General features: G+C 64.1%; 14 protein-coding genes. 5 read left to right on the top strand and 9 right to left on the bottom strand.

All coding sequences use genetic code 11. The annotated features are described in order from the left end of the window. The coding region (locus EOA36_RS10715; RefSeq protein WP_127277589.1) for a UvrD-helicase domain-containing protein at positions 1-2362 on the bottom strand (2362 nt) is incomplete at its 3' end. 259 nt (positions 2363-2621) lie between these two features. Between EOA36_RS10715 and EOA36_RS10710 the strand changes: the two genes are divergently transcribed. Continuing rightward, positions 2622-4937 carry a glucose/quinate/shikimate family membrane-bound PQQ-dependent dehydrogenase gene (locus EOA36_RS10710; protein WP_127277587.1) on the top strand — a complete coding sequence of 772 codons (2316 nt, stop codon included), beginning with the start codon at positions 2622-2624 and terminating at the stop codon, positions 4935-4937. Between the two features lie 279 nt (positions 4938-5216). Here the strand turns inward: EOA36_RS10710 and EOA36_RS10700 are convergent, their stop codons facing one another. Together EOA36_RS10700 and EOA36_RS37225 are read right to left on the bottom strand one after the other, a co-directional pair. Continuing rightward, complete coding sequence (locus EOA36_RS10700; RefSeq protein ID WP_127277585.1) at positions 5217-5648, bottom strand: hypothetical protein; 432 nt, start codon at positions 5646-5648, stop codon at positions 5217-5219. Between the two features lie 9 nt (positions 5649-5657). After that, a complete protein-coding gene (locus EOA36_RS37225) occupies positions 5658-5810 on the bottom strand; it encodes a hypothetical protein (RefSeq protein ID WP_189553165.1) in 153 nt (50 codons plus the stop codon). 373 nt (positions 5811-6183) lie between these two features. On the opposite strand from EOA36_RS37225, the gene EOA36_RS10695 reads away from it, so the two are divergent. Continuing rightward, positions 6184-7071 (top strand): dienelactone hydrolase family protein, encoded by an 888-nt coding sequence (locus EOA36_RS10695; protein WP_127277583.1) that lies wholly within the window; start codon positions 6184-6186, stop codon positions 7069-7071. Positions 7072-7077: 6 nt separating this feature from the next. Here the strand turns inward: EOA36_RS10695 and EOA36_RS10690 are convergent, their stop codons facing one another. From EOA36_RS10690 to EOA36_RS10680, 3 genes are all read right to left on the bottom strand, one after another. Beyond that, on the bottom strand, positions 7078-7524 hold the full coding sequence (locus tag EOA36_RS10690; RefSeq protein ID WP_127277581.1) for a response regulator: 447 nt from the start codon (positions 7522-7524) through the stop codon (positions 7078-7080). Next, complete coding sequence (locus EOA36_RS38790) at positions 7521-8669, bottom strand: histidine kinase dimerization/phosphoacceptor domain -containing protein (RefSeq protein WP_127277578.1); 1149 nt, start codon at positions 8667-8669, stop codon at positions 7521-7523. Before EOA36_RS38790 ends, EOA36_RS10690 begins: the two co-directional genes overlap by 4 nt. Positions 8670-8812: 143 nt before the next feature. After that, on the bottom strand, positions 8813-9730 hold the full coding sequence (locus EOA36_RS10680) for a DMT family transporter (RefSeq protein ID WP_127277576.1): 918 nt from the start codon (positions 9728-9730) through the stop codon (positions 8813-8815). A gap of 89 nt (positions 9731-9819) precedes the next feature. On the opposite strand from EOA36_RS10680, the gene EOA36_RS10675 reads away from it, so the two are divergent. After that, a complete protein-coding gene (locus tag EOA36_RS10675) occupies positions 9820-10299 on the top strand; it encodes an Lrp/AsnC family transcriptional regulator (protein WP_127277573.1) in 480 nt (159 codons plus the stop codon). Positions 10300-10360: 61 nt separating this feature from the next. On the opposite strand, the gene EOA36_RS10670 is transcribed toward EOA36_RS10675, so the two are convergent. Then, on the bottom strand, positions 10361-10558 hold the full coding sequence (locus EOA36_RS10670; protein ID WP_015317249.1) for a hypothetical protein: 198 nt from the start codon (positions 10556-10558) through the stop codon (positions 10361-10363). Between the two features lie 232 nt (positions 10559-10790). Beyond that, complete coding sequence (locus tag EOA36_RS10665) at positions 10791-11276, bottom strand: thioesterase family protein (protein WP_127277570.1); 486 nt, start codon at positions 11274-11276, stop codon at positions 10791-10793. A gap of 102 nt (positions 11277-11378) precedes the next feature. On the opposite strand from EOA36_RS10665, the gene EOA36_RS10660 reads away from it, so the two are divergent. Further along, entirely contained in the window at positions 11379-12794 is a 1416-nt protein-coding gene (locus EOA36_RS10660) for an FAD-linked oxidase C-terminal domain-containing protein (RefSeq protein WP_127277568.1), read from the top strand. Between the two features lie 100 nt (positions 12795-12894). Next, positions 12895-13413: a hypothetical protein gene (locus tag EOA36_RS10655; protein ID WP_127277566.1), complete on the top strand. Its 519-nt coding sequence runs from the start codon at positions 12895-12897 to the stop codon at positions 13411-13413. Positions 13414-13466: 53 nt separating this feature from the next. On the opposite strand, the gene EOA36_RS10650 is transcribed toward EOA36_RS10655, so the two are convergent. Continuing rightward, on the bottom strand, positions 13467-14152 hold a 686-nt coding region (locus tag EOA36_RS10650), incomplete at its 5' end, for a Dyp-type peroxidase (protein WP_127277564.1).

Below are 14152 nucleotides of genomic sequence, written 5' to 3'. Positions count from 1 at the left end.
GGCCCGAGCGCGTGCCCCAGTTGCGGTCGGTCGCCTCGGTGCGGTTGGCCTGCGCGCGCTGCCAGCCCGGCGTCGAATAGGTGTTGGAGAAGGCGCCGGATTTTTCCGCGCCGCCCGAATTGCCGCCGATATTGTCGAAGCGCGAGGCGCCATAGGGGTTCTGTCTTCCTGCCCCTTGGCCGCCGCCACGGCCGGATGCGAACGAGCCGCCGCCATAGGGGTTGCCGTAGCCGCCATAGGAATTGCCGGCTTCGGCGACCTCGACATGGGCTTCCGGCAGTTCCTCCAAGAAGCGTGACGGGATGGTCGATTGCCACAAGCCGTGGATGAGGCGGTTGGAGACGAACCAGATATGCAGGTTCTTCTTGGCCCGCGTCAGGCCGACATAGGCGAGGCGGCGCTCTTCCTCGAGCCCCGAACGGCCGCCTTCGTCCAGCGCGCGCTGATGGGGAAACAGGCCTTCCTCCCAGCCGGGCAGGAAAACGGTCTCGAATTCGAGGCCCTTGGCCGAGTGCAGCGTCATGATGGAAACGGCATCGAGCCCGGCATTCTGCTCGGCATCCATGACCAGCGCGACATGTTCGAGGAAGGAGCGCAGCGATTCATACTCCTCCATGGAGCGGATCAGTTCCTTCAGGTTCTCCAGCCGGCCGGGGGCTTCCGCCGAACGGTCGTTCTTCCACATGTCGGTGTAGCCGCTCTCTTCGAGAATGGTCTCGGCGAGCTCGGTGTGCGGGGTGGTTTCCAGCGCCTTCTGCCAGCGTTCGAAATTGGCCGCGACCTCGCGCAGCGCAGCGCGCGGTTTCGGCTTCAACTCGTCGCTTTCGGCGAGCGTGCCCGCCGCCTCAAGCATCGGGATGCGCATGCCGCGCGCCGTGTCGTGGATCTGGCGGATGGTCGCTTCGCCCAGGCCGCGCTTGGGCACATTGACGATGCGCTCGAAGGCGAGGTCGTCGGTGCCGTTGGCGACGACGCGGAAGAAGGCCAGTGCGTCGCGGATTTCCATGCGCTCGTAAAAACGCGGGCCGCCGATGACGCGATAGTTCAGGCCGAGCGTGATGAAGCGGTCCTCGAAGGCGCGCATCTGGAAGGACGCGCGGACGAGGATCGCCATGTCGTTCAAATTGTGCTTCTGGCGCTGGTAGGCCTCGATGGTCTCGCCGATGGCGCGGGCTTCCTCCTCCGAATCCCAGGCGGCGTGGACGTTGACCTTGCCATCCTCGGGATCGTTGCGGTCGGTGAACAGCGTCTTGCCGAAACGGCCCTCATTGTAAGCGATGAGATGGGAAGCGGCGCCCAATATGTGCGCGGTCGAGCGGTAGTTGCGTTCCAGCCGGATGATGGTGGCGCCGGGAAAATCCTTGTCGAAACGCAGGATGTTGTCGACCTCCGCGCCGCGCCAGCCATAGATCGACTGGTCGTCGTCGCCGACGCAGCAGATGTTAACGGTGGCCCTGGCGCGCGAGGCGCCCCCCTCTGTCCTGCCGGACATCTCCCCCTCAAGGGGGGAGATCGGCTTGCCTTCCGGCCGCTGCGCGAGCAGCCGCAGCCACATGTATTGGGCGGTGTTGGTGTCCTGGTACTCGTCGACGAGGATGTATTTGAAGCGCCGGTGATAGTCCTTCAGCACATCGGGATTGGCGCGGAAGATGCGGATCGGGTGGCAGAGCAGGTCGCCGAAATCGCAGGCGTTGAGCGTCTGCAGACGCTCCTGATAGGCCTTGTAAAGCTCGCGGCCCTTGCCGTTGGCGAAGCTGCGCGCATCGCCCTCGGCGATGTCGGCCGGACCCTGGCCCTTGTTCTTCCAGCCGTCGATCATCTGGGCGAACTGTTTTGCGGGCCAGCGCTTGTCGTCCAGGCCCTCGGCCTGGATCAACTGCTTGATCAAGCGCACGACGTCGTCGGTGTCGAGGATGGTGAAGTCGGATCTCAGGCCGGCAAGCTCGGCATGGCGGCGCAGCAACTTCACGCCGATCGAGTGGAAGGTGCCGAGCCATGGCATGCCCTCGACATTGCCATCGCCGATCAGGATGCCGATGCGCTGCTTCATCTCGCGCGCCGCCTTGTTGGTGAAGGTCACTGCCAGGATCTGCGAGGGGAAGGCCCTGCCGGTGGCGAGGATGTGGGCGATGCGGGTGGTCAAGACGCGGGTCTTGCCGGTGCCGGCGCCGGCCAGCACCAGAACCGGGCCTTCGGTGGTCTCCACCGCCAGCCGCTGCTCGGGGTTCAACCCCCTGAGATAGTCCGGCGCATTGTTTTGGCCGCCGCGGGCAGCCATGGCGCGCGCGGCAATGCCCGACGGGGCCGTGGGCCGCGCATTGGGTTCGTCGAAAAAGGGCATGTCTTCGGAAAAGCCGGACATCTCCCCCGAATGTAGTGATTCGGGAGGGAAAGACCAGAACTGTCTACGTTTTGTTCCGGTAAAGTGCCTGATAAGGCCACTCCAGCGATATGGCGGCCGGCGTTGTGAACAACCGCGGTGGGGGCAAGGTTGCCGCCGCGGACCCATGACCTACGCTTGACAGGCGCGGCGGTCGGGAGAAAGTTGCGTACGGGGCAGCACGCAATGCCGGGTTGCCCAGGGCCGCCTCCATGCGCGCAACAGTCGAAGGAGTATCATCTTGGCTGTCACGATCACCTCCCTCATCCTCTTCCTCATCGGCCTGGCGCTTGGCGCCGGCGGTATCTGGTTGGCTTCGCTGGGCGGCAGTTGGTACTACATCATCGTCGCTCTCGCCTTCCTGGTCGCCGCCTGGCTGCTCTACCGGCGCCGTTCCACTTCGCTCTGGCTCTACGCGGCGATCGTGCTCGGCACACTGGCCTGGGCGGTCTGGGAAACCGGCTTCGACTGGTGGGAACTCGGCCCGCGCGGCGGCATCATCGTGCTGGTGGCGCTGTGGCTGCTGACGCCGTGGGCGCGGCGGGGCCTTGCCGGTCCGGACGGCCGCGCGCCACTGATCCTTGCCGTGCTGGCATCGCTGGCGGTGGCCGGCTATTCGATGACCACGGACCCGAAGGACATAGGCGGCGCGCTCGACACCGACAAGGTGATCCCCAACGCCAATCTCGGCGGCGACGTGCCGGCGGGCGAATGGCACTATTACGGGCGCACGCAGTTCGGCCAGCGCTATTCGCCGCTCGACCAGATCACACCGGATAATGTCGCCAATCTGCAGCCGGCCTGGACCTACCGCACCGGTGATGTGAAGGGTCCGGACGATGTCGGTGAGACCACCTACCAGGTGACGCCGCTCAAAGTGGGCGACACGCTCTATATCTGCACGCCGCACAATTTCGCCATCGCGGTCGATGCGGCGACCGGCAAGGAGAAGTGGCGCTACGATCCCAAGATCAAGCTCGACAAGGACCGCCAGCACCAGACCTGCCGTGGCGTCTCCTATTATGCCGATGCCGCCGGCGCCGCCGGCCAGCCCTGCGCGACGCGTGTCTACCTGCCGACCTCGGATGCGCGGCTGATCGCGCTCGACGCCGCCAACGGGCAGGTTTGCCCGGCCTTTGCCGAGGGCGGCACGCTCAATTTGTTGACCAACATGCCGTATCCGAAGTCCGGTTATTACTACTCGACCTCGGCGCCGCTGATCGCGGGCGGCAAGATCATCGTCGGCGGCGCGGTCAACGACAATTACTCGACGCAGGAGCCGTCCGGCGTCATCCGCGCCTATGATGCGAGCACCGGCAAGCTGCTATGGAACTGGGATTCCGGCAATCCGGACCAGACGACGCCGCTGGCGGCCGGCCAGACCTACACCGCCAACTCGCCCAACATGTGGTCAACGCCGAGCGCCGACGAGAAGCTCGGCCTGCTCTATGTGCCGCTCGGCAACCAGACGCCGGACCAACTCGGCGCCGGGCGCAGCGCCAATGTCGAGAAATTCTCCTCCTCGATCAGCGCGCTCGACCTCAACACCGGGCAGTTGAAATGGGTGCGCCAGACCGTGCACCATGACCTCTGGGACATGGACGTGCCGGCGCAGCCGAGCCTGGTCGACATCACCAAGGCCGACGGTTCCGTCGTGCCCGCGCTGGTCGGGCCGACCAAGCAGGGCGACCTCTACGTGCTCGACCGGCGCACCGGCGAGCCGGTGATTGCGGTCAACGAGGTGCCGGCGCCCGGCGGCGCCATCGAGGGCGACCATACGTCGCCGACGCAGCCGGCGTCGGACCTCTCCTTCAATCCGAAGCCACTGACAGGTGCCGACATGTGGGGGATCACCATGTTCGACCAGCTGGCATGCCGGATCGAATTCCAGGGCCTGCGCTATGAAGGCCGCTACACGCCGCCTTCCGTACAGGGCTCGCTGATCTATCCCGGTAATTTCGGCACCTTCAACTGGGGCGGGGTAGCGGTCGATCCGGTGCGGCAGGTGATGTTCGGCATGCCGACCTACCTGGCATTCAAGTCACAGCTCATCCCCCGCGACCAGGTGCCGCCGCCGGATGAGGGGCGCGGCAGCGAACAGGGGCTGAACCGCAATGAGGGCGCGCCCTATGCGGTGGTGATGGGACCCTTCCTGTCGCCGCTCGGCATCCCCTGCCAGGCGCCGCCCTGGGGCTATGTCGCCGGCGTTGATCTGAGGACCGGACAGATCGCCTACAAGCACCGCAACGGCACCGTCTACGACATGACGCCGCTGCCGTTGCCGCTGAAGGTCGGGGTGCCCGGCATCGGCGGGCCGATGATCACGGCCGGCGGTGTCGCCTTCCTGGGCGCCGCCGTCGACGACTATCTGCGCGCCTATGACCTGACTTCAGGCAAGCAGCTCTGGCGGGCGCGGCTGCCCGCCGGAGGGCAATCGACGCCGATGACCTATACGGTCGCGGACGGGCGCCAGTTCGTGGTCATCGTTGCCGGCGGCCACGGCTCGGTCGGCACCAAGCCTGGCGATTATGTGATGGCTTACGCGCTGCCCAAGTAAGGGGCGGGGTCCAGTTTTCGCGACGCTAGCGCCGCCCCTCATCGCCCTGCCGGGCACTTCTCCCCGTATAGTGACGGGGAGAAGTGGCTGGACGCAACCGCGGCGCCTTCTTGCATCATTGGGGATTAGCGAAATCGGCGATGACAGCGCCCCTCTCCCCGTCACTATACGGGGAGAGGATGCCGGCAGGCAGGTGAGGGGCAGCGCCAGCCATGGTCAGCAAAGCGTCGCAATGCAGGACGTTTTTCTGCCTTCGACCGGGCGGCCGGCGTCGCCGTCTTAGCCGAGCCCCAGATGGCTCTTCAGGCTGGGCACCGAGCCGAGCACCTGGTTGGTCAAATCGGGGCCGGCGGCTGCCTCGGCCTGCTGGACCAGCGTCTCGCCTGCCTTCTGGATCTGCGCCATGTCGAGGCCGGATGCCTTGAGCGCGGCGAGGCCGTTGACCAGCGCGCCGGCTTTCTCGCCGAGAACGCCGCCAAGCGCGCCTTGCAGCGAGGACAGGAAGCCGCCGCCGCCGGCCGGGGCGGCCATGACGTCGTATTTCTGCGCCAGCGCATCGGCGCCCGGAATCTTGGCGAAGAAGGAGGAGGCGCTGGTGCCTTCCGCCTCATGCTCGAGGACCGAGAAAATGGTGCCGACGACCTTTTCGGTCGTAGCCTGGTCGAGACCGGCCTTCTGCGAGACGGTGTTCACGATGTCCTGGACGTCCATGACTTCACCTCAACCTTGGGTTTTCGTGTTTGCCGGATGGCGCTGGCGGCTGCGTACCTTGACCATGGACTTGCGGCTCGCCGCAACAACGGCCGCGCGCATCGCCAGAACGGCGGCCGCAACCATGAAAGCTGTTGCGAGCATCGGCGAGGTCATGGTCATCGGCATTGTTCCTTCCAGATCGGGCCTAGAGCGGTTCAGAGTTTGATAGAACCTCTGCCCCACTCTAACTTCTTGTTTTTACGCAATTCCCAAGGGGAAGCGCTGCGCGCTTCTCCCGGGAAAACCGCTACGCACTTTTCCTGGAATTGCTCTACCGTGACCGCCAAAAGCGGCCGGCCAGCCAGTTTCCCCCACTATTGTGGCAGCGCCATCAAGATTATTCACCGATGACAAAAACGTGATGATCTTCAGCGGCCTGGCTGGCGGTCTTGGAGGCGGCGAGGTGTCACCGTCCAGTGGACGATGACAGGCTCGCCCCTATCTTGCGGACGGCAAGGAAACCGAAGTCAAGACACCGAGATCGAGGAAGCCCATGACCGACGTCACCACCAAGCCCGTCATCACCCAGGCGATGATCGACGCCTATGACGAATACACCCATCTGACGCTCGATCGCCGTCGCTTCATGGAGCAACTGACCAGGCTTGCCGGATCGGGCGCGGCGGCGGCCGCGATCGCGCCGATGCTGGCTGCGAACTCCGCCCAGGCGGCAATCGTGGCCGAAAACGATGCCCGCGTGAAAGGCGAGGACATCAGCTATCCCGGCAGCGGCGGCGAGATGAAAGGCTATCTGGTCAAACCGGCAAACCATACCGGCAAGCTCGGCACGGTCATCGTCATTCATGAAAACAGGGGGCTCAACCCGCATATCCGCGACGTCGCCCGGCGTGTGGCGCTGGAAGGGTTCGTGGCGCTCGCGCCCGATTTCCTGTCGCCGCTCGGCGGCACGCCCGCCGATGAGGACAAGGCGCGCGACATGTTCGGGAAACTCGACCCGGCGCAGACCGTGGCCAACGGCGTGGCGACGGTCGCCTTTCTCAAGGCCGACAAGGACGGCAACGGCAAGGTCGGCGCCATCGGCTTCTGCTGGGGCGGCGGCACGGCCAACATGCTGGCCGTCAATGCGCCCGACCTTGCCGCCAGCGTCGCCTATTACGGCATGCAGCCGAACGCCGCCGACGCCTCTAAGATCAAGGCTGCGCTGCTGCTGCATTATGCCGGCCTCGACCAGCGCACCAATGCCGGGATCGATGCCTTCAAGAAGGAGCTCGACGCCGCCCACGTCGAATACACGGTCTATGTCTATGAAGGCGCCAACCATGCCTTCAACAACGACACCTCGGCGGCGCGCTACGACAAGAAGGCGGCCGATCTCGCCTGGGGCAGGACCGTCGCTTTCCTCAAGCAGAAGCTGGCTTGATCGTCGTCACCTTCCCGGCGCCCAGACCGTCTCGAAAGCCGGCGACAAGGTGAAGCCCGCCGGTCGCTCCGATGTCGGCGGCGGGCGCCGCACGCCTTCCTGCAAATAGCGCAGGGCCGAAGTCACCCCGTGGACCGTGTAGGGCTTGGCAATGACCCCGATCGCGCCGGCGAAATGGTCGGGAATGCGCTTCGGGTTTGCGGTCATGAAAACGACCATTGAGTTCTTCCTGTCGTCGATATATTCGGCGACATCGATGCCGGTCGGGCCGTCGGTGAGGTGGATGTCGACAAAGGCGATGTCGGCCCGCGTCGAATCAACCACCTCCCTTGCTTCGGCCAGGGATGTCGCCCAGCCCACCACACTGTGGCCGGCGTCCTGGACAAGGCTTTCCAGCTCCATGGCCAGCAAGGCCTCATCCTCCACGATCAGGACCTTGAGAGGCTCATTCATGACAGGTTCCCTTTGTGCTGTGGTCCGTTGGGCATCGAAATGACAACGCGAGTGCCGGGACCGGCATCGCGCCACTCGATGTCGGCGCGCAATTGGCGTGCAAGCGACTTGATCAGCCGCATGCCGAAGGAGGCGTCGCCATTGGCATCCGCCATGCCGACGCCGTCGTCCGAGACCTCGATGTTCAAATGGCCGTCCGGCTGGCTCATCTTGATGCCGATGCTGCCCGATCTCGTGCCATCCGGCCCTTCCTTGAAGGCATGCTTGAGTGCGTTGGTGAGGAGCTCGTTCACCATCAATGCCACCGGCGTTGCCTTCTCGGCTGGGATGATGATGGACTCGAGATCGAGTTTCGGATTGATTTCCGAGCGTCCCGAAGCCGTGAGCAGCTCGGAGACGAGATCCCTGGCAAAATCCGAGACATCGAACTTGCTGACGTCCTTGGATTGGTAGAGCCGGCGGTGCACGGTGCTGAGCGCCTCTATGCGTTCCAGCATCGTACCCAGCGAGCGTTTCAGATTCTCGTCACTGACGGTCCGGCTCTGCATGAGGATGAGCGAGGAGATCATCTGCAGGTTGTTCTTCACGCGATGATCGACCTCGTGCAGCAGCGTGGTCTGCGCCTCGAGCGCCGCCTCGAGTTCCGCAGTACGTTCCCTCACGGCTTTCTCGAAGCGATCCTTGTCCGCGGTGATGCGATGTTCCGAACGCTTGCGGTCTGAAACATCGAGCTGGGAAGCAAAGAAGAATTGCAATTCGCCTTTGTCGTTGGAGACAGGGCTTATGTAGAGCGCGTTCCAGAAGCTCGAACCATCCTTGCGGTAGTTCAGGATATCGACGCTAAGATCGGTCTCGTTCTCGATCGCGGCGCGTATCTCTGCGATGGCGGCCTTGTCGCTCTTGGGGCCCTGCAGGAAGCGGCAGTTCTTGCCGATAACTTCATGGCGCTCGTATCCCGTCAGGCGCAGGAAGGCGTCGTTTGCAAAGACGATCGGATTATCCTGCCGGCGCGGATCGGTAATGATCATTGACATCCGCGTGGCACGGATGGCCGCCGCGAAGGGGTCGCCCTTGCCTTGCTCGACATGAAGGTCGTCGGTCATGTGCCATGCGTCGGCGGGTTCCCTGGTCTTTTTCCAGTCCATCGCGTCGCTCCAAGCCATTTTTCGTGGGAGACAACGGCTCAAAGTCGGATTTGGTTCAATCTCGAACGGCCTGTCGCAGTTCGTCGCAGGTGGGAACCAACGGATGCTTTTTGCAACCGACTGGGAGGAAAGGGATTTCTCGACTAGCCGGCGGAGGCCGGCTTGTGGAAGGCGACACCGGCCACCACCAGGGCGATGCCGATGCAGTCGGCCGGACCGGGGATCTGACGCAGCACCACGACTCCGATCACTGTCGCGGTGACCGGCAGCAGGGACAGCATCAGCGCGAAACTCGAGCGCGGCAACCGCGCCATGGCGAGTTGATCGCAGGCATAGGGTATGACCGAGGAACAGACGCCGACGCCGACGGCGGCAATGAGCAGCGGCGGCGAGAAGAAGGCGGGCAGCGCGTCGGTGAAGCCGATCGGCAGCACGACGACGAAAGCGACCGCCATGGCGGCACCCAGGCCGGCGATGCCGTCGGCGGCGCCGGTGCGGGCGACGCGGTGGCCAAGCATGATGTAGCCGACAAAGAGCGCGCCGTTGAGGAAAGCCCAGAACAGCCCGATCGGGTCGCTTGACCATCTGACGTCGGTCAACAGCAAGGTGCCGGTGACGGCTATGGCAAGAGCGACCAGATTGCGGGTGCTCCTGAGGCCGACCAGCGCAATGCCGATGGTGCCGACGAATTCGATCGCCGCCACCAACGAGATCGGCAAGCGGTCGAGCGCCAAGTAGAACGAGCAGTTCATCACCGCCAGGCAAGCGCCGAAGGCCAGCAACAACAGGCGCGTCCGAGTATCGGTTCCGACGAAGGTTCGCCAGGGCCGCGTCAGCGGCGCGAAGATCAGCGCCGCTGTGGCGATGCGCAGCCACGCCATGCCGAGCACGCCGACATGCGGGAAAAGCAGCACGGCGAAGGCCGGCCCGAGATAGTGGAAGACCGCGCTGACCGCGAACCAGAGATGCGGTGGCAGTCTCGTCGCCAGGCTGCCCGGGCCGGCAAGAGCAGGCCTGGTGGCATCGCGACCGGCAGTCGGGACTTGCGCCTGGTCATCCATCAGCGCAGTATCGCAGGCGATCTTTCCGGTTTATATGGACGATGAGCAGCAAGTCCGGTCATTTCTTTCCCGGAAGCAAGGATTTTTCCATGAAACGCCTTCGAAGCGAAAGCGTCGACCTCGACGCCGCCGACATGAAAATATTGCGCTTGCTGGAAGAGGACGCGCGCATCAGCACGGCGGAGTTGGCGCGCTCGGTCGGCCTGTCGGCGCCGAGTGTGGCCGAGCGCCTCAAGCGGCTGCAGGAGAACGGCGTGATCGAAGCTTATTCGGTCAGAATCAATCCCGCGGCGCTTGGCCTGAAACTGTCGGCATGGCTGCGCATCCGGCCGGTGCCGGGGCAATTGGCGGTCGTGGCCGAGATCATCCGCTCCCTGCCCGAGATCGCGCAATGCGACCGGGTGACAGGCGAAGACTGTTTCATCGCGCTGGCGCATGTCGGCTCGGTGGCCGAACTCGAACGGGTGATCGATCGCATCATCCCCCATGCGATGACCAACACGGCGATCATCCAGTCGTCGCCGGTGATCGCGCGCTCGCCGCTGGCGGCGATCAAGCGGCAGGTTTGATCTCGGTGAGATGTTGCTTGAGAAAAATGTCAGCGCCAGACGGCGATCGAAATTGCTTGCCTCAGGCGTGGCCGCGCTTCAGGCGGGCGCGTTTCAGGATGCTGCGCCAGCGAATCATGTCGAATGGGATCGGTTCGTTGTTGTTGGCGATGTGAAAGATCTCGTTGTCGACATTCTTGAGCGAACGCCAGAAATCATAGTCTGATATGCGCGGATCGGCCGCCAGCCTATCCACCTCGACCTTGATGTCGGTTTTCATGCACGTCCCTCGAACCGGCTTCGCCCCGCCGCCCGTAAACAACCCTGGTGCGGACGTTTTCGACCGCTCCGCTGAGTCGTTCAACGGCTCAATTGGCTTGTTCCCGTTAAAACCTCGGTAACGTTAATGTGGGTCCAGGACTGCTTCAAGCGCCGGCGCCAGTCGATTTGAGGGGGCCGGCGATTTTGGTTCGCGGGTGTGGCTTTGAAGTCGTTCCGTCCTCGAATTTGCCCTAGCCCTGCTTGCGCCTGATTCCGATCGAGCGCCCGGCGCGTTCGGGCATTGGCAGCACCGAATGGGCGGCGCGCATGGCTTCGATCCTGGCCAGCACATCGGCCGGGAAGGGCGCCACCTTCGGCCCCGACATGTCGACATGCAGCGACAGGGTCTCGGACGTGGCGGCGAGCCAGCCATCGACATGGCGGATTTCCTGGTAGGCCCTGAGCCGCTTGTCGTCATGGTCGATGAGTTGGAAGGAGACTATGACCTTGTGGTCCAGGTGCAACTCCTGCACGTAGCAGACATGGACTTCGGCGGTGTAGATGGTGAGCCGCCGCTCTTTCACATAGGCCAGGCCCATGCCCATCGCCTCGAAGGCCTCGTCCGAGCAGCGGTCGAACAGCACGTTGTAATAGGCCATGTTGAGATGGCCGTTATAGTCGATCCAGTCCTTCTCGATGTCCATGGGCTTGGAAACGAAGGGGGCGAGGATGGACATCGAAACTTCCTTGTTCTGGTGCTGGACAGAGCGTGGTCGTGGAGACTACGCATCCATAATCGCATGACAAGCATGCATGCTGGTCCATTCGCGGAGGATTCCATGGCTCTGAGCGACCTCAATCCGGTCGAACGCAACGAGGAAGGCATCGCGGCCGTACTCGGCATCCTCAAGCAGCGTCTGGGCGAGCGCTTCCAGACCGGACAGGCGATCCGCTCGCAGCACGCGCATACGACCACCTATATTCCGACGCAGGCGCCCGACGGCGTCGCGTTCCCGGAGACGACGGCCGAGGTGCAGGAAATCGTGCGCGCCTGCGCGGCACACCGCGTGCCGGTGATCGCGTTTGGCGTCGGCTCGTCGCTCGAAGGCCACACCAACGCGCCGGGCGGCGGCATCTCGGTCGATACGTCGCGGATGAACCGCATTCTTGCGGTCAATCCGCAGGATCTCGACTGCACCGTCGAACCCGGCGTGACGCGCGAGGACCTGAACCGGCATCTGCGCGACACCGGCCTGTTCTTCCCGATCGATCCGGGCGCCAATGCCTCGCTCGGTGGCATGGCGGCGACGCGGGCCTCCGGCACCAATGCGGTGCGCTACGGCACGATGCGCGAGAACGTGCTGTCGCTGACCGCCGTGATGGCCGACGGCGAGACCGTGACGACCGGCAAGCGGGCGAAAAAGAGCTCGGCGGGCTATGACTTGACCAGACTGCTGGTCGGATCCGAAGGCACGCTCGGCATCATCACCGCGCTGACCTTGAAGCTGCAAGGCATTCCGCAGGCAATCTCGGGCGGCGTCTGCCCGTTCCCGAGTGTCGAGGCGGCCTGCAACGCAGTGATCGCGACGATCCAGATGGGCATTCCGGTGGCGCGCATCGAACTGGTCAACGCGCTGCAGATGCGAGCGATGAAGACTTATTCCAAGCTCGACTATCCCGAGAGCCCGTGCCTGTTCGTGGAATTCCACGGCAGCGACGCCGGCGTTGCCGAGCAGGCCGAGACCTTCGGCATGATCGCCGAAGAAAATGGCGGCGGGCCGTTCCTGTGGACCAGCGTCGCCGAGGAGCGGACCAAATTGTGGAAGGCGAGGCACGACGCCTACTGGGCCTCGCTGACCTTGCGGCCGGGCGCCAAGGGCCTGTCGACCGATGTCTGCGTGCCGATCTCGCGCTTTGCCGAATGCGTCACCGAGACCGAAGCCGATATTGCCGAGATGGGCCTGATCGCGCCGATCGTCGGTCATGCGGGCGACGGCAATTTCCATGTGCTGGTGCTGATGGATGTCAACGATCCCGAGGAAATCGCGCTGTCGGAAAAGTTCGTCGCACGGCTCAATATGCGGGCGATCGCCATGGAGGGCACCTGCACCGGCGAGCACGGCATCGGCCAGGGCAAGATCGGCTTCCTGCGCCACGAACTCGGCCATGGCGTCGACATCATGCGCACCATCAAACAGGCGCTCGATCCGCAAAACATCATGAATCCGGGCAAGATCCTGCCTGACATGGGCTAAGGGCATCGTGAGGCGCCGGTCTTGACCGCGCCGCCATTCGGGTCGAGGCTCCTCAAGTGGCAAGCCTGAAAAACAGGCGTGCCGGCTGAGGAGGACTGTCATGGCCATTTCACGCAAGGAAGAAGCGCGCGCGCTGAGCGCCGACGAAAAGGAATTGGTGGAGAAGTCGCACCATCCGGCGGTGCAGGATCTTTCCGACGCCGACCTTTCCGGCCTGGTCAAGCTGTTGCGGGAACGGCGCGACAAGGCGCAGACCGAAGCGCATCGCCGCCGTCGTGAAATCCGCGGCAAGGGCGCGGCAAAGGGCGCGACCGCCTCGAAGGCTGATGGCGGTTCACAAGTGAAGCTTGCGGTGCTGGCGACGGCGATGCGGCGGCTGAACGGCGAGGCCGAACTGCGCCGCCAACTGGCGGCCCGCATTTCGCTGGTCGGCAACGCGCGCAAGGCGCTGACCTTGAAGCAGAAAGCCCCGAACGGTCCTACGCACAATTCGCGCACGGCGCACAAGGGTATGCGGGCCGTGGCCAACCAGAAGGTTGCAAGCCTGGTCCGACCGGCTGAACTCGGCCGGCAGCGCAAGGCGGCCAAGGTGGCGCAGGCGAAACGCGACGCACGTTGAGGGGCCGCGGAGGCCGCCAGCCGACGCTCTACTGCGCAGCGACAAAGCTTCTCTTACTTCGCCTGCACAAGCGTCTGCAGCATGGGACGGGTGGGGGCGAAGAAGGTCGTGCCGGTGTGCGGCGTCGAGACGTCGAGCAGCCGGTCATAGGCGCCGGGCGGATCGCCGACATACATGCGCTGCAGCATTTTCTCGGTGACCCAGAGATATCTGGAATAGCCGATGAAGTAGGTGCCGAATTCGTTCTGCCCGGGCCTGCCGAACGGCATGTTGTCGCGCAATATATCGTATTCATTGCCGTCGGCATCCTCGATGGTGGCCAGCGACTTGTGCGACTTGCGCGGCGCGTCGTCGTCATCGATCTCGATGTTGTCGATCTTGGTGCGGCCGATGATCGCCTCCTGCTCGGGCGTCGGAATGCGCGCCCAGCCCTGCATGTCGTGCAAATATTTCTGGACCACGACATAGCTGCCGCCGGCAAAATCGGCATCCTCGTCACCGACCAGCGCCGAGGCGGGCAAGTCAAGGCCAGCCGGGTTGGCGGTGCCGTCGACGAAGCCGAGCAGGTCGCGGGCATCGAAATAGCGAAAGCCCGTCACTTCGTCGACGACGGTCACACCGGGACCAAGCCTGTCGAGCAGGATACGTTCGAATTCGAAGCACATGTCGGGCCGCTCGGCGCGAATGTGGAAGAGCAGGTCGCCCGGCGTCGTTGGCGCCGAATGGACCGCGCCCTTGA

Origin of the sequence: Mesorhizobium sp. M8A.F.Ca.ET.021.01.1.1, from assembly GCF_003998025.1 — a bacterium.
Lineage (GTDB): Bacteria > Pseudomonadota > Alphaproteobacteria > Rhizobiales > Rhizobiaceae > Mesorhizobium.
This window is presented reverse-complemented; position numbering and strand designations above follow the sequence as displayed.